The 15,099-nt window shown below is 69.6% G+C and carries 16 protein-coding genes and 1 tRNA gene; 8 read left to right on the forward strand and 9 right to left on the reverse strand.

Annotated elements, in window-relative coordinates; translation table 11 throughout:
* Positions 1-13: 13 nt before the first annotated feature.
* From C441_RS07745 to C441_RS07765, 5 genes are all read right to left on the reverse strand, one after another.
* Complete coding sequence (locus tag C441_RS07745; protein ID WP_007274613.1) at positions 14-688, reverse strand: DUF447 domain-containing protein; 675 nt, start codon at positions 686-688, stop codon at positions 14-16.
* Positions 685-1,545: a triphosphoribosyl-dephospho-CoA synthase gene (locus C441_RS07750; protein WP_007274614.1), complete on the reverse strand. Its 861-nt coding sequence runs from the start codon at positions 1,543-1,545 to the stop codon at positions 685-687. The genes C441_RS07745 and C441_RS07750 overlap by 4 nt, the downstream gene beginning before the upstream one ends.
* Positions 1,545-2,336, reverse strand: coding sequence for a tRNA-dihydrouridine synthase (locus C441_RS07755; protein WP_007274615.1), 792 nt, complete (start codon positions 2,334-2,336; stop codon positions 1,545-1,547). Before C441_RS07755 ends, C441_RS07750 begins: the two co-directional genes overlap by 1 nt.
* Positions 2,336-3,328, reverse strand: a complete 993-nt coding sequence (gene cofD, locus C441_RS07760; protein ID WP_007274616.1) for a 2-phospho-L-lactate transferase — start codon at positions 3,326-3,328, stop codon at positions 2,336-2,338. The genes C441_RS07755 and cofD overlap by 1 nt, the downstream gene beginning before the upstream one ends.
* Positions 3,329-3,430: 102 nt before the next feature.
* Entirely contained in the window at positions 3,431-3,691 is a 261-nt protein-coding gene (locus C441_RS07765) for a hypothetical protein (protein WP_007274617.1), read from the reverse strand.
* Positions 3,692-3,816: 125 nt separating this feature from the next.
* Between C441_RS07765 and C441_RS07770 the strand changes: the two genes are divergently transcribed.
* The 4 genes from C441_RS07770 to C441_RS07785 all read left to right on the forward strand — a co-directional run bounded on the left by C441_RS07770 (position 3,817) and on the right by C441_RS07785 (position 8,048).
* A complete protein-coding gene (locus C441_RS07770) occupies positions 3,817-4,989 on the forward strand; it encodes an HD domain-containing protein (protein WP_007274618.1) in 1,173 nt (390 codons plus the stop codon).
* A gap of 69 nt (positions 4,990-5,058) precedes the next feature.
* Complete coding sequence (locus C441_RS07775; RefSeq protein ID WP_007274619.1) at positions 5,059-6,282, forward strand: HD domain-containing protein; 1,224 nt, start codon at positions 5,059-5,061, stop codon at positions 6,280-6,282.
* Positions 6,283-6,334: 52 nt separating this feature from the next.
* Positions 6,335-7,348: an amidohydrolase family protein gene (locus tag C441_RS07780; RefSeq protein ID WP_007274620.1), complete on the forward strand. Its 1,014-nt coding sequence runs from the start codon at positions 6,335-6,337 to the stop codon at positions 7,346-7,348.
* Positions 7,349-7,481: 133 nt separating this feature from the next.
* Complete coding sequence (locus tag C441_RS07785; RefSeq protein ID WP_007274621.1) at positions 7,482-8,048, forward strand: universal stress protein; 567 nt, start codon at positions 7,482-7,484, stop codon at positions 8,046-8,048.
* A gap of 48 nt (positions 8,049-8,096) precedes the next feature.
* On the opposite strand, the gene C441_RS07790 is transcribed toward C441_RS07785, so the two are convergent.
* The gene (locus C441_RS07790) at positions 8,097-9,203 is read right to left on the reverse strand and encodes a bifunctional biotin--[acetyl-CoA-carboxylase] synthetase/biotin operon repressor (protein ID WP_007274622.1); all 1,107 of its coding nucleotides are present in this window, start codon (positions 9,201-9,203) and stop codon (positions 8,097-8,099) included.
* A 66-nt stretch (positions 9,204-9,269) separates the two neighbouring features.
* Complete coding sequence (gene pccA / locus C441_RS07795) at positions 9,270-11,069, reverse strand: propionyl-CoA carboxylase biotin carboxylase/biotin-carboxyl carrier subunit (protein ID WP_007274623.1); 1,800 nt, start codon at positions 11,067-11,069, stop codon at positions 9,270-9,272.
* Between the two features lie 197 nt (positions 11,070-11,266).
* Here pccA and asd point away from each other — a divergent pair, with 197 nt between their 5' ends.
* The 3 genes from asd to C441_RS07810 all read left to right on the forward strand — a co-directional run bounded on the left by asd (position 11,267) and on the right by C441_RS07810 (position 13,474).
* The gene (gene asd, locus C441_RS07800) at positions 11,267-12,301 is read left to right on the forward strand and encodes an aspartate-semialdehyde dehydrogenase (protein WP_007274624.1); all 1,035 of its coding nucleotides are present in this window, start codon (positions 11,267-11,269) and stop codon (positions 12,299-12,301) included.
* Positions 12,302-12,386: 85 nt separating this feature from the next.
* Positions 12,387-12,905 (forward strand): HPP family protein, encoded by a 519-nt coding sequence (locus tag C441_RS07805; RefSeq protein WP_007274625.1) that lies wholly within the window; start codon positions 12,387-12,389, stop codon positions 12,903-12,905.
* Between the two features lie 299 nt (positions 12,906-13,204).
* Entirely contained in the window at positions 13,205-13,474 is a 270-nt protein-coding gene (locus C441_RS07810; protein WP_007274626.1) for a DUF7571 family protein, read from the forward strand.
* Between the two features lie 216 nt (positions 13,475-13,690).
* Here the strand turns inward: C441_RS07810 and C441_RS07815 are convergent.
* Positions 13,691-13,761: transfer RNA gene (locus C441_RS07815), tRNA-Pro, on the reverse strand.
* A 173-nt stretch (positions 13,762-13,934) separates the two neighbouring features.
* On the opposite strand from C441_RS07815, the gene C441_RS07820 reads away from it, so the two are divergent.
* Positions 13,935-14,219, forward strand: a complete 285-nt coding sequence (locus tag C441_RS07820) for a hypothetical protein (RefSeq protein ID WP_007274627.1) — start codon at positions 13,935-13,937, stop codon at positions 14,217-14,219.
* A gap of 9 nt (positions 14,220-14,228) precedes the next feature.
* Here the strand turns inward: C441_RS07820 and C441_RS07825 are convergent, their stop codons facing one another.
* The gene (locus C441_RS07825; RefSeq protein WP_007274628.1) at positions 14,229-15,098 is read right to left on the reverse strand and encodes an RNA-guided pseudouridylation complex pseudouridine synthase subunit Cbf5; all 870 of its coding nucleotides are present in this window, start codon (positions 15,096-15,098) and stop codon (positions 14,229-14,231) included.
* Between the last annotated feature and the right edge of the window lies 1 nt (position 15,099).

The following is a 15,099-nucleotide window of genomic DNA, read 5'->3' on the forward strand; positions in this document are numbered from 1 at the left end:
CCCCGGACGAACACTAAAACGATTCGTTCCGTCTCGCGGCCGCCCGCTCGCGCCAGCCCGTCAACTCGTCGATTCGTTCGAACGCCTCGCGCTCTCTGTTCCCGCCGCATTTCTCGACCGTCTCGGCGAAGTAGTCGAGTCGGTCCAGCAGGTCGTCGGTGTCGAACGCCGGCACGTCGAGGCGCGAGGCCGCCACCGTCGCGTCGACGACCGCGCCGAAGCCGCGGTTGATGGTGAACGGTCGGCGTTGCTCGACCGCGGCATCGACGGGCCGGAGTTCCCATTCCTCCCACTCGGTCCCGCCGTCCTCGCCGGAATCGACCGCGGTTGCCTCGACTTCGGCCCACGCGTCGGCCGAGTCGAGGACCGGCGACTCCCGCTCGTAGATGGTCATCGCGGCCTCGACGAACGCCCGCGGGTCGGAGACGAACTGGACGACACCGCCGCCCTGTCGATGGAAGTTCCGACGGGTCCGGGTGTTGCCCCACGTCGTCGCGGTCGCCGGCGGTGGCGACCCGGAAGACACGCCGGCGGGAGCGTCGCCGGCCTCCGGCGCGTGGACGCCGAGCGCCGCGAAGTTCCATCGGTCGTTCGGCCCGAGCGTGGCGACGACCGTCTCGGTGACGCCGCGGAGTTCGACGGGCCAGTCAACCGCGCTGTCGGGGCCGGGTTCGCGCTCGTCGCTCACAGCGGCACCCCCCGCTCCAGCGCGACGAACGTCGCCGCGCAGGCGATGTCGGCGGTCGTCCCGGGGTTGATGCCCTCGGCGACGAACGCCTCGGCCAGTTCCTCGGCCTCGTCGGGGTCCGAGATGTCGGCCGCGCGGGCCATCACGTCGCGGGCGACGGCCTCGCCGTGATTCGTCGCCACGAGCGTGTCCGGTTCCTCCGCGAGCAGGTCGAGAAACGCGCGAGCGACGCGGTCGGTGACGGGGCCGTCGTCGGCGAGGATGGCCTCGGCCGCGCGGAAGGTCCGGGCGAAGCCGCCGGTCCACTCGCGGGCGTTGGCGTCGCGGTCGGCGCTCAGGTCCATCACGTCGGAGAGCGTGACTCCGCGCTCTCGGAGCGCCTCGGCGGCGTCGCCGCCGCGCCGAACGTCGAGGTCCGGGGCGTCCTCGGGAACCTCGCCGACGGCCACGTCGACGTGTTCGAACGCGCGGTAGAACCCGACCGCGTCGGCGACGGTGGTCGATTCGGCCACGTCGGTCGCGCCCGCGGGAGTGAGGTCGCGGTCGTCGTCCGCGGCGGCCCGGACGAGCGGCACGAGAAGCAGGAGACAGCCGAACTGGGTGTTGCCGCCGCCCTGTCGGCTCATCCCGGCGACCGCCGCCTCGAACGCCTCGCCGACCGACGCGCCCGATTCGGCCAGTTCGAGACCGGCCGCGGAGCCGACCGCGCCCGTGAGGAAGTGTTCGAAGTGCAGGTCAGAGAGGTCGCGCCGGCGGTCGACGTTGCCCGGCTTGGGCGTGCCCGCGACTTCGAGCAGGAGCGCGAGTTCGGCGTGGCGCGCGGGGCCGAACCCGCGGTCCGAGACGGGCGCGACCATCAGGCCGACACCCCGCCGTCGTCGCCCGACTCGGCGGCGTTCCCGCGTTCGGCGAACCAGTCGTCCACGGCGGTTCGGACCCGGCGGAGGACCGTCTGATTGTCGCTCGGCCGCCCGACGCTCACCGCGTCGGCCCCGCAGTCGAGGTACTCGGTCGCCGTCTCGCGGTCGCGGACGCCGTTGTTGGCGACGAGAAAGAGGTCGGGCGCGGCGGCGGCCACGTCGGCAATCACGGCTTCGGAGTCCATCGCGTCGACGTGGAGCCAGTCGGCCCCCGAGTCGGCGAGCGTGACCGCGAGGCTCGGGAGGTCGACGCCGTCGATTTCGGCGCGGACTTTCGCGCCGACCGGCGCGTCCGACTCGGCGGCCGCGGCGACGTACGCGGCCAGTCGGTCGGAATCGCGCAGGAGCGTCTCGCCACAGCCGACGGCGCAGAGTTCGTCCTGTCGGCAGTGGGCGTTTATCTCCACGCCAGCGCCGCGGTCGGCGCAGACGGCGGCGACCTCTCGAATCGGGTCGGCCGAGGTCGCTCTGACGTTGACGGCGACGAAGCGGTCTTCGCCGTCGAACCCGGCGAGGGAATCGAGTTGGTCGGACACGAAGGCGACCGGGTCGTCGGCGAGGAACTCCGAGCGCCCGCGGGCGACGAGGTCGCGGGCCGCCGCCTGCGAGGGCTCGTCGAGGGCGACGCCGCCGAGGAACGCCGCGCCGACGTGGGGGGCCGCGCCCTCGGCCCACGCGGCGTCGGACTCGCCGCTGAGGCTCGAAACGGCGACTCGCGGGGCGAACATCACGACACCTCGCTGAGCGCCTCGGAAACGGCGCGGGCGACGCGCTCGGCGTCGTCGGGACCGTCGATTCGGGTGTCGGTCCGAACGACCGGGCGGTCGAGGTCGGTGCCGTCGTCCGCGTCGAGGACGAACGCGTCGGCGAAGGGGTAGGCCTCGGCGACGCCCGCGGTCGAGGGGTCGTAGCCGACGCCTTCCATGAGGTCGGCGGCGGGGCCGGAGAACACGGTGTCCTCCACGAACGGCGAGACGGCGACGACCGGCGTGTCGGCGAGGGCGTCCGCGAAGCCGTCGATGGCGAGCATCGGCCCGATGCTCGTGACGGGGTTCGAGGGGCCGACGACGACAGGTTCTGCGAGGGCGTCGGCGACTTCGTCGGTGACTGCGGCGTCGTCGGCCCCGCGGAACTCCACGTCGCGGACGGCGGGGTCGGCGCGGCGGTGGACCCAGTACTCCTGAAAGTGCATCGTCCCTTCGTCGGTGTGAATCAGCGTCGCCACGGGGTCGTCGCTCATCGGGAGGAGCGACACGTCGAGGTCGAAGGCGTCGGCGAGCGTCCGTGTGACCTCGGTGAGCGAGTTCCCCTCGTCGAGAAGCGAGGTGCGGGTGATGTGGACCGCGCGGTCGCGGTCGCCGATTTCCATGAACTCCGCGACGCCGGAGAAGCGCCGCCAGCGGGCGATGTCGCGGCCGACGGTCTGGGCCGACTCGGGGAGGTAGCGCGGCCCGGGTTCGAGCCCGGCCGCGTCGGCGAGGCGGTGGAGTTCGTCGTCGGTCGCGGTGGTGTCGTCGGCGATTCCCCACCAGCGGTCGGTGTCGAGGACGCCGCCGCCGGCGAAGAGGACGGTGTCCACGTCGGGACAGACGAGGTGGCCGCCGAGTTCCACGTCGTCGCCGGTGTTGGCGACGACGGTCGTCTCGGCGGGGTCGAACACCCCGGCGGCCCCGTCGAGGAGTTTGGGGGTGCCCGTACCCCCGGCGAGGAAGGTAACCATGGTGCGCCGTAGGGCGAGTGTCCGTTTGAAAGTTCCTTCACCGGAGACGCCGGCCGGTCGTCGGTGGATGTCGATAAGTCGTGGAGCCCCACGACGCCCTCGTCAGGGCCCGCCGCGATAGGCTACCGACACGTCGAACTCCGACGGCATCACCTGTCCGGCGACCGCCTTCCTGACGAAGTAGCCCGAGAAGCCGGTCGTCACGGCCGCACCGAGGCCGGACATGACGAACATCGCGCGCGCGGCGGTCACGCCGGTCAGGGCGCTCATCGCGGCCCAGTACCCCGCGAAGACCACGGAGAGACACGCGAAGCCGACGAGGGCGTAGCCGATGGCGTTTCCGAGTGCCGAGCGGAGGCTCATGTCGGCGTCTCGTTGCTCCCGAGTGAAACGGTTTGTGGGCGGCCGAACAGGAGTCACCCCGCCTATCGCGCCCCTGCGACGGCGCGAATGCTCGGCTATTTGACTCCTCTCGTGTTACACCCGCCATGACCGCCGTCAAGGACAGCGTCCACGACTACATCTCCCTCGACCCCGTGGCCGCCGAACTGGTCGACACGCCCGCGTTCCAGCGGCTTCGACACATCAAACAGCTCTCGACGGTCCGGCTCGTCTACCCCTCCGCGAGCCACACGCGGTTCGAACACAGCCTCGGCGTCTACCACCTCGCCTCCCGAGCCCTCTCGCATCTCGGCGTCGACGGCGACCGCGCCGCCCACGTCCGCGCCGCCGCGCTCCTCCACGACGTCGGCCACGGCCCCTACGGCCACCAGACCGAGGACCTCATCCGCCGGCGCACCGGCCGCGACCACGACGAGATTCACCACCTGCTCGACGGGACCGCGGTCGGCGCGGTCCTGACCGACCACGGTCTCGACCCGGACCGCGTCGCCGACATGGTCGACGGCGCGGGCGGCCTCGGGCAGTTGGTCTCGGGCGAGTTGGACGTTGACCGGATGGATTACCTCGTCCGCGACGCCCACCACACCGGCGTCCCCTACGGAACCATCGACCACGGCCGCCTCGTCCGCGAACTCCGGTACCGAGACGGCGAACTCGTGTTGGCCGAGGGGAACGTCCAGACCGCCGAATCACTGCTTCTCGCCCGGGCGCTGATGAACGCGACCGTCTACCGCCACCACGTCTCCCGCATCGCGGGCGCGATGCTCGAACGCGCCTCCGAGCGCCTCGTCGACGGCGGCGTGCCAATCGAGGAGTTCGTCCGCATGGCCGACCACGACCTGCTCGTCGCGCTCGGCGAGCGCGTGCCCGACCTCGGCCGCCGAATCGAGCGCCGCGACCTCTACAAGCGCGCCGTCTGGGCCCCCATCGACGCCGTGCCGACCGACGTGGTCGAACTCGACTACGAGGCGACGCGGACGGCCGAGCGGGAGGTCGCCGACGCCGCCGACGTGTCGCCCGAATCGGTCATCGTGGACGCGCCGTCGCGGCCGCGAATCAAGGAGTCCCGGTCGCGCGTCGTCGTCAACGGCGTCGTCCGACGGCTCGAAGACGCCTCCGAACTCGTGGGCGCGCTCCGGTCGACTGAGCGGACGCAGTGGCGACTCGGCGTCTACGCGCCCGAGGCGGTCCGCGACGAGGTGGCCGCGGCCGCCGTGGACGTGCTCGGGCTCCCGGTTCGCGTGACGACCCCCGTCTGAAGCGCGCGGAGAGTCGGCGAGACACGGCCGTCCGACCCTTTTTCACCGATGGCGGCCGACTCACCCACCATGACGACCATCAAGGACAGCGTCCACGACCACATCGAGGTCGAGGGCGCGGCCGAAGCCCTCCTCGATACGCCGGAGATGCAGCGCCTCCGGCACATCAAGCAGTTGGGAACCGTCCAGCTGGTCTACCCCTCGGCGAACCACACGCGGTTCGAGCACAGCCTCGGCGTCTACCACCTCGCCTCTCGCGCCCTCTCGCATCTCGGCATCGAGGGCGACGCCGCCGCCCACGTCGAGGCCGCGGCGCTCCTCCACGACGTGGGCCACGGCCCTTACAGCCACAACATCGAGGACGTGACCCACCGCCACACCGGCAAGTACCACGACGACGTGGAGGAACTCGTCGCTCGCGGGACCGTCGGCGAGACGCTAGAAGCCGAGGGCTTGGACCCCGAGCGCGTGGCCGCCTTGGTCGAGGGCGACGGCGAGTTCGGCCAACTCGTCTCCGGTGAGTTGGACGTGGACCGGATGGATTACCTCGTGCGCGACGCCCACCACACCGGCGTCCCCTACGGCACCATCGACCACGAGCGCCTGATTCGGGAACTGACGTTCGTCGACGGCGAGTTGGTCCTCGCGGAGGGGAACGTCCAGACCGCCGAATCGCTCCTTCTCGCCCGCGCGCTCATGAACCCGACCGTCTACCAGCACCACGTCGCGCGCATCTCGAAGGCGATGCTCCGGCGCGCGTCGGAGCGACTGCTCGACGAACCCGACATCGACGCCGAGGAGCTCCGCCGGATGGACGACCCCGACCTGCTCGTCGCGCTCCGCCTCACCGACTCGACGAGGGGGTTCGCCGAGCGACTGGCCACCCGCGACCTCTACAAGCGCGCGGTCTGGGCGGAGTTGCCGAACGTCCCCGACTCGATTATCGACGCCGAACACGACGCGCTCGCGGCGTTCGAGCGGGACATCGCCGACGCCGCCGACGTGTCGCCCGAGTCCGTCATCCTCGACGTGCCCTCGCGCCCGTCGATGACCGAGTCGTCGTCGCGGGTGATGGTCAACGGCGAGATGCGGCAGTTAGAGCGGGAGTCGCCGCTCGTGCAGGCGCTCCGGACCGCACAGGAACAGCAGTGGCGACTCGGGGTCTACGCCCCGCGCGAGGAGACAGAGCGGGTCGGCCGCGCGGCCGCCGACGTGCTCGGCCTCGACGTGGACGGCGCGCTCGTCGCCGAGGTCAGAAGCGGTCTCAACGCGACGCTCGACGAGTTCGAGTAGCCGCCGTCCCGAGACGGGAGGTTCAAGCACCGCCGAGACGCAGTCGAGAGCGATGCAACTCGAGGGTACGATACTCCGCGGCCGCGACTTCGACCCGGTCGAGGGGCGGGTCGTCGTCGAAGAGGGCACGATAACCGCAATCGAGGAGACAGCGACCGATTCGACGGATATCATCCTGCCTGCGTTCGTCAACGCCCACACCCACCTCGGCGACTCCATCGCCAAGGAGGCCGGCGAGGGGCTGTCGCTCGACGACCTCGTCGCGCCGCCGGACGGGCTGAAACACCGACTGCTCCGCGCGGCCAGCACCGAGGAGAAAGCCGCCGCGATGCACCGGTCGCTCCGGATGATGGAGGCCGGCGGGACGGCGGCGTGTCTGGAGTTCCGCGAGGGAGGCGTCGAGGGCGTCGACGTCATCCGGCGGGCGCTCGACGGCCGCGACATCGAGGCGGTCGTCTTCGGCCGCGAGACGGCGGACGCGATGGAAATCGCCGACGGCTTCGGCGCGTCGGGCGCGCGGGACGGCGAGTTCGGCGCGCTCCGAAACGCGACGGCGGCCGCCGGAAAGCTGTTCGGCATCCACGCGGGCGAGCGCGACGCCCACGACATCAACGCCGCGTTGGACCTCGAACCGGACTTCCTCGTCCACATGGTCCACCCCGAGGCGCTCCACCTCGAACGCGTCGAGGACAGCGAGATACCCGTCGTCATCTGCCCGCGGTCGAACCTCGTCACCGACGCGGGCGTCGCGCCGATTCGCGAACTGGTCGACCGCACCACCGTCGCGCTCGGCACGGACAACGTGATGCTCAACAGCCCCTCGATGTTCCGCGAGATGGAGTTCACCTCCAAGCTGGCGGACGTGTCGGCCGCCGAAGTCCTCCGCATGGCGACCGTCAACGGGGCCGAAATCGCCGGGCTGAACTACGGCCTCGTCGAGGAGGGCCGCGACGCCAAGCTTCTGGTCCTCGACGGCGACACGGACAACCTCGCGGGCGTCGAGGACGTGGTCCGCGCCGTCGTCCGCCGGGCCGGACAGGCGGACGTGAAAGACGTGTACCTCTGAGTTCGGACGACCCCCCGCTTCCGGAATCTGCACCCGACGGGCCGCAGAGCGCGTACGGGGCAGACCTATTCTCGCAGTACTCCTCCCGTAGCAAAGGGTTATTACCGACCCCGAGAATATGTTATCAAGTGTCATGGTGTTGTACGACCGAATCATCGTTCCCATCGACGGCTCCGCCGGCTCCGAGCGCGTCGCGGTCCACGCGGCGGCGTTAGCGGCCGTCCACGATGCGGAACTCCACGGGGTGTACGTGGTGAACGCGGGGAGCTTCGCGGGGCTCCCGATGGAATCGTCGTGGGAGGGGCTCGACGACATGTTGCGCGCCGACGCCGAGTCGGCGCTCGACCAAGTCGAGCGCGCGGCCGACTCGCAGGGCGTCCCCGCCGAGACGCACGTCCTCGAAGGGACCCCGAGCCGCGAAATCGTCGAGTTCGCCGAGCGCGGCGAGTGCGACCTCATCGTGATGGGGACCCACGGCCGCGGCGGCATCGACCGGCTCCTCCTCGGGTCGGTCGCAGAAAAGGTCGTCCGCGCGTCGAAAGTCCCCGTCCTGACCGTCCGCATCGAGGGCGGCGGCGACGACGCCGACGAGCACGCCGTCGAGGTGCCGGGCGAGGCCGCGCCGGAGTCGCCCGCGGATTCTCCCGCGGAGGCTGACGCCGCCGCCGACTCGACGGCGACCGCCGACGGCGGAGAGTAGCGGAACGGCGAACGGCAGAAACAGCGGTGCGCGGGTTCGGTCGCGGATTTAGCGCCCGCCGTCGGCCGGGCGCAGGTGCTCGCAGTCGCCGGCGTGGACTCGTTTTTCTCCCTCGTCGGTCCGGACGACGAGCGTGCCGGGGTGTTCGATATCGACTGCCTCGCCCTCGATGACGCCGCTCGCGGTGTGGACGCGGACCCGCCTTCCGAGCGTGTCCGCCCGCTCGCGCCACGCCGGGAGGACCGCGTCGAGGTCGCCGCGCAGTTCGTCGAAGCGTTCGAGCACCCGCTGGACGAACACGCGGCGTTCGACGGGGCCCGCTTCCGCGGCGACGCTCGTCGCGCCCTCGGGGAGGTCCGCGGGGTCGAGGTTGACGTTGACACCGGGACCGATGACGAGCCACGAGACGCGGTCGGCCTCGCCTTCCATCTCGGTGAGGACGCCGCAGAGCTTTCGGTAGCCGCGGTCGGCGGGCGTGTCGGGGTCGTTCGAACGGTCACCGGCGTGAGCCGGTGAACCTCCGCTCGCTTCGCTCGCGGAAATACCGTCTGCGTTCGCAGACGAACTGCCACTCGCTTCGCTCGTGGCAACTCCGTCGGACGCTTTCGCGCCCGACGGGTTATCGTTCGCTTCGCTCACGATAACGTCGTTCGGCCATTTGATGCTCGCGTCCACCCCGGCCTCGCGCGCCGCGTCGCAGACGGCGACGGCCATCGCCAGCGTGTACAGCGGGGCGTACGCCGGCGGTTCGTCCGGGCGGACGAGCAGGCTCAGCCAGACGCCGCCGTCCGGCGCGGACCACTCCCGACGTTTCCGGCCCCGGCTGGCGGTCTGCTCGCGGGCGACGACGACCACGTCGCTCGCGCCCTCGGCGGCGAGTTCGCGGGCGCGGTCGTTCGAGGAGTCGAGCGTCTCGTGGAACTCCACGTCGTAGTCGGCGTCGAGGCCGTACTCGATTGCCGGGCCGCCGTACTCCGGCACGTCGGTGACGACGTAGCCGTCGTCGGAGCTCTCGACGCCGAACCCCTCGTCGCGGAGCGATTCGACGTGTTTCCAGACGGCGGCGCGGGAGACGCCCAGTCGGTCGGCGAGCTCGGGCCCGGAGACGGGACCCGCGGCGAGTGCGTCGAGGAGGGCGCGTCGCGTGTCGCTCATGGAGGTCGGTACCGGCGCACGGGAAAAGAGGTTCGCGGTTCGAGCGTCGGGTCCGAGGCCTCGGGCCTATTCGAGGACGAGCAACACGTCGCCCATGTCGACGCTGTCGCCCTCGGCGACGAGGACCTGCGAGACGGTGCCGCCGCGCTCGGCGACCACGTCGTTTTCCATCTTCATGGCTTCGAGGATGCAGACGGTGTCGCCGGGTTCGACCTCGTCGCCCTCCTCGACTTCGACCGAGAGGATGGTCCCCTGCATCTCGGCGGTGATGGACTCGCCGTCGCCCTCGATAATCTGCTGGGAGTCGTCGTCGCCGTCGTCCCGGCGCTTGCGTGGGCCGGACGAGTTGGAACCGCCCGCCGAGGCGTTGCCGACCGGGATGGCGGGCGCGCCGCGCTCTTCGAGGCTGACCTCGAAGCGCTTGCCGTTGACCTCGACGGTGAAGGTGCGTTCCGTGACCTCGTCGTCGTCGTCATCGTCGGCGACGGCCTCGGGCGACCAGCGCTCGACGGCGGCCTGGATGCGGTCGGGGTCGAGCACCTCGTCGAGGTACTTCGTCGTGTGGCTCCCCTCGCGGAACGCCTCGTCGGTGAGCATGAGGCGATGGAACGGGATGACCGTGCGAAGCCCCTCGATGTCGAACTCGGCGAGCGCGCGCTCGGCGCGGGCGAGGACCTCCTCGCGGTTCGAGGCGGTGACGATGAGCTTGGCAATCATCGAGTCGTAGTCGCCGCCGATCTCGTCGCCCTGACGCACGGCGTCGTCCATGCGGACGCCGATGCCGCCCGGCGGGTCGTACGTCGCGAGCGTGCCCGTCGCGGGCGCGAACTCCTTTTCGGGGGCTTCGGCGTTGATGCGGAACTCCATCGAGTGGCCCTCGATGTCCACGTCCTCTTGCGAGAAGTCGAGTTCCTCGCCGGCGGCGACGCGCAGTTGCCACTTCACCACGTCGAGGCCCGTCACTTCCTCGGTGACGGTGTGTTCGACCTGAATGCGCGTGTTGACCTCCATGAAGTAGAACTCGCCGTCCTCGACGAGGAACTCCACGGTGCCGGCGTTGGTGTAGTCGGCGGCCCGGACGCCGCGACGGGCGGCCTCGCCGATGCGCTCGCGGAGGTCGTCGGACAGCGCCGGCGACGGGGCCTCCTCGATGACCTTCTGGTGGCGGCGCTGGAGCGAGCAGTCGCGCTCGCCGAGGTGGCGGACGTTACCGTGCTCGTCGGCGAGAATCTGCACCTCGATGTGGCGCGGCGCTTCGAGGTACTTCTCGACGTAGACGGAGGCGTTGTCGAAGTACGCCTCGCCCTCGCGCTTGGCCGTCTCGAACTGCTCGTCGACCTCGTCCTCGGAGTGGACGACCTTCAGGCCGCGGCCGCCGCCGCCACCTTCGGCCTTGATGGCGACCGGGTAGCCGAACTCGTCGGCGACGGCCTTCACGTCGTCGGCGGAGTCGGCGGGCTCGGTCGTGCCGGGGACGACCGGCACGTCGGCGTCCTGCATGAGCGCGCGGGCCTTCGTCTTCTCCCCGAGGCGCTCCATGGCGTCGGCCGACGGGCCGACCCATTTGAACTCGGACGCCTCGACCTTCCGGGCGAACGCGGCGTTCTCAGCGAGGAAGCCGTAGCCGGGGTGGATGGCGTCGGCGTCGGCCTTCCGCGCGGCCTCGATGACCGACTCGTGGTCGAGGTAGGAATCGGCCGCGCGGGCGGGACCGATGTTGTACGCCTCGTCGGCGTACCGCACGTGCCCGCCGTGTTTGTCCGCCTCGCTGTAGACGGCGACGGTCCGGACTCCTAACTCCTCGCAGGCGCGCATGACGCGCACCGCGATCTCGCCTCGGTTGGCGACGAGAACCTTGCTGAACATTTGCGGTAGTCTTTCAGGGAACCGCACGTTATTCTATCGGTTTTACCAACGCACGTCGGTGACCGCTTCGACAGACGACGATTTGTGTGTTCGACCGTGAAGGAACGGCCGAGATTACACTTCTCTGGCACTATACGCCGCGAATACTGGTTCAAATCCAAACGGCCTTATGCGTGTGCCACACTACGACACGGGTAATGGCAGTACGAGTCGGCATCCTCGGTGCAACCGGCGCAGTCGGACAGCGATTCATCCAACTCCTCGACGACCACCCGACGTTCGAACTCGCGGCGCTGACCGCGAGCGAGTCGAGCGCGGGCAAGCGATACGACGAGGCCGCGAAGTGGCGCGTCAACACGCCCATCCCGGACGACGTGGCCGCGATGGAAGTCGGCAGCACCGACCCCGCGGACGTGCCCGACGACATCGACCTCCTGTTTTCGTCGCTCCCGTCGTCGGTCGCCGCCGAGGTCGAACCCGAGTTCCTCGAGGCGGGCTACGTCGTCTCGTCGAACTCCTCGAACGACCGCATGGCCTCCGACGTGCCGCTCACGATTCCGGAGATCAATCCGGAGCACCTCGACCTCATCGAGGTCCAGCGCGACCAGCGCGGCTGGGACGGCGCGCTCGTGAAGAACCCGAACTGCTCGACCATCACGATGGTCCCGACGCTCGCCGCGCTCGACCAGTTCGGCCTCGAACGCGTCGACGTCACGACCCTCCAAGCCGTCTCCGGCGCGGGCTACGACGGCGTCACCTCGATGAAGATTATCGACAACGCCATCCCGCACATCGGCGGCGAAGACGAGAAGATGGAGACGGAGTCCCGCAAGCTTCTGGGCTCGTTCGACGGTGCGGAGGTCGCACTCCACGGAGCGGAGGTCAACGCCTCGTGTAACCGCATCCCGACGCTCGACGGCCACCTCGAAAGCGTCTTCGCCGACCTCGCCGACGACGCCTCCCCCGAGGACGTCGCCGCCGCGATGCGCGAGTACCCCGGCGTCGACCTCCCGAGCGCGCCCGAACAGCTCATCCACGTCTTCGAGGACGAGTTCCGCCCACAGCCCCGTCTCGACCGCGACCGCGGCGACGGGATGCAGATTTCGGCCGGCGGCATCCAGTCGACCGACCACGGCGTGAAGTACAACTGCCTCGCGCACAACACGATTCGCGGCGCGGCCGGCGCCTCCGTCCTCAACGGCGAACTGCTCGCCCAAGAGGGCTGGATTTAGGCTCACCTCCCGCCGACCTCGCGGTCTCCTCTCGCTTCACTCGAATCAGACAGCGTTTTCACGCGACGCCGACAGAGCGTGTCGCATGTCTCGGCGCGGCCTCGAAACGGGGCTCTCCGCCGGCCTGCTCGTCGCCGCGCTCGGCGGTATCGCGTGGGCCACCGGCGAGCCGTTCGTCTTTCCGAGCCTCGGCCCCACGGCGTTCGTACTGGCGTTTCGGCGGCGCGGCGCGCGCGCCCGTTCGACTCGCATCGTCGGCGGCCACGCCGTCGGTGCCGTCGTCGGCTTCGCGGCCTACGCGCTCGTCGCCCCCGGCCTGACGCTCGGTTCGTCGCTTCCGGCCGCGTCGCCGGACACGCTCCGACTCGTCACGAGCGGGGCGGTTTCGGTCGCCGCGACGAGCTGGGCCATGGTCGAACTCGACGCGGTCCACCCGCCGGCGTGCGCGACGACGCTCATCGTCTCGCTCGGCCTGCTCTCGACGCCGCTGTCGGTCGCGACTATCGTGGCGAGCGTGGTCGTGCTCGTGGGCGTCCACCGGGCGGCGGACGCGATGCTCGCCGAGATGTACGGAGACTCCGCCGACGCGGGCGCAGGGAGCTAAACGTCGGCCTTCGGAGCCGTTACTCGGACCAGTAGACGCGGGAGAATGGGTGGTGTGGAGGGCGGCTGATTCCGTTTGCCACCCCGATGTGCCTCTGACAGCAGCAAATACTAACTCGTCGCCGAGTCACTTACGTATTCTGTGAATCACGTTCGCATCGGGCGCGCTAGCTCTTCTCTCGCGTATACGTGACCGTTTCCGTCTCCGGCGATGGTCTCCTCCGACTGAGATTCCGCGACAAGAGACTCCTCCGACGACAGGTATATGTGGCACGGTCTCAATTGACACGCTGTATCGCTATGAAGCCGTGCCACAGTTGTCAGGCGGTTATCGACGAGTACATCCTGGACAAAAAGCTCGAAGTGCTGCGCGACCTCACGGTTGACGACTTCAACCTGTGTGCGGACTGCACCACAGTCGTCGCCGATGCGTGCGTGGAATGCGGCGGTGGCGTCTATGTCCCGCGGGGCGAAACGACGGTCCCCGACTACTGTCCGGCGTGCCGCGCGGACCTCATCCGGCGGACGGGCACCGACCCCGGCTGGACCTGCGATGCCGTCTCGACCTGAATAGCGGTTTTCGGCCGGTTTTTGCAGTTGTTGCTGGGTGTAGCAGGAGGTCACATAGTGTCAAGCTCGGAGTCACCACGAGATTTTTGTCCGTCGCCGTTTGGTTACTGCACCGCGAGGCGAGCGAAGCGAGCCCTCACGGGACATTTTTGGTCCAGATTTTTGCGAGGAGACTGTCGCTCGGAGAGCGACAGTCGACGAAGTAAAAAGGTGGAGTGGGACCGCTGAGAGTCGAACTCAGGTCCTACCGACCCCATCGGCAGAGGATACCACTACCCCACGGTCCCGGGGTGCATTCAAAGCGATGCGTGTCTCGCGGTTAAGCCCTTCGTTTCGTCGCGGCGACGCGAGAGTCTGTCGTGGCACGGAATCGCATCGTCGTCCCGCGGTTCGAACGCTCTCGACCCCTCGGCGTTGCGCCGCGAATACGCTTTTGTCGCCTCGAAAGTAATGACAATCCATGTTCACGTTCCTCCAGAGCCTCCCGCTCGGACTGCTCCCGTTCGTCGCGATGCTCCTCGTTCTCCTCGCGCTGGGCGTCGCGGCCGTCCGGTGGTGGTCGATTCGCCGCGGGAGCGAGTCCGAACCGGCCGCGGACCACCCCGAGGAGTCGCACGGCTACCCGTTGGCGTCGTGGCGCTACGTCTACGACCTCGACAAGTCGGACGCGAAGCGAGAGGTCGCCTCGGTCAACGAGCAGGCGGAGACGCTCGCGGACGCGGAGCAAAAGCGCCGGAGAAAGTAGCGTCGCGCTTCAGACCAACACGGCTTCCAGCGAGACGACCGTCCCCGAGTCGGCGTCGGCGTCGCCGACGAGTTCGCCCAGACAGACCGCGGAGCCGTCGTCGGTGAAGCAGGCGACGAGGTCGCCGCGAGCGGCGTCGGCGTCGACGTCGAAGACGCCGGGGGCGTAGACGGGCGCGCCGTTGGCGACTTCGCGGGCGGCGCTGTTGGCAATCGTGACCGACGGGAGGTGCGACAGGGCCCGTTCGGCGGGCGAGACCACGTCGCGGAGCCACGACTCGTCGCCCTCAGCGGCGAACGCGAGGGCGTCTTTGAGGTCGTGGAGCGTCACGAGGTCGGCGTCGTCGAAGGGGTCGGTCGCGGTCCGGCGGAGGTGGCCCATGTGGCCGCCGGTCCCGAGTGCGAGGCCGAGGTCGTGACACAGCTTTCGGACGTACGTGCCCGATTCACAGCGGATGCGCAGGAGCGCCTGTCTGTCTTTCACTTCGAGGAGGTCGAGGTCGTAGATTTCGCGGACGCGGAGCCGGCGCGAGACGGCGGATTTCCGCGGGGGCTTCTGGTAGAGCTTCGATTCGAACTCGGCGACGGTCGAGTCGATGTCGGCGGGGGCGGGCCCGTGGAGTTCGAGCACGGAGACGTACTCCTTGGAGCCTTCGAGGAACACCTGCGCCATGCGGGTCGCGTCGCCGAGGAGGGTCGGCAGACAGCCGGTCACCTTCGGGTCGAGCGTTCCCGAGTGGGCGGCGCGGTCGACGTCGGCCATGTCGCGGACCCAGCCGGTGACCTGGTGGGCCGACGGCCCCGGCGGCTTGTCGAGGTTGACGACGCCGAACGAGAGCAGGTCGTCGACGCTCCGGTGTTCGGGCGGGTCTCGGAGCATG

Source organism: Haloferax sulfurifontis ATCC BAA-897 (genome assembly GCF_000337835.1).
Taxonomy (GTDB): Archaea; Halobacteriota; Halobacteria; order Halobacteriales; family Haloferacaceae; genus Haloferax; species Haloferax denitrificans.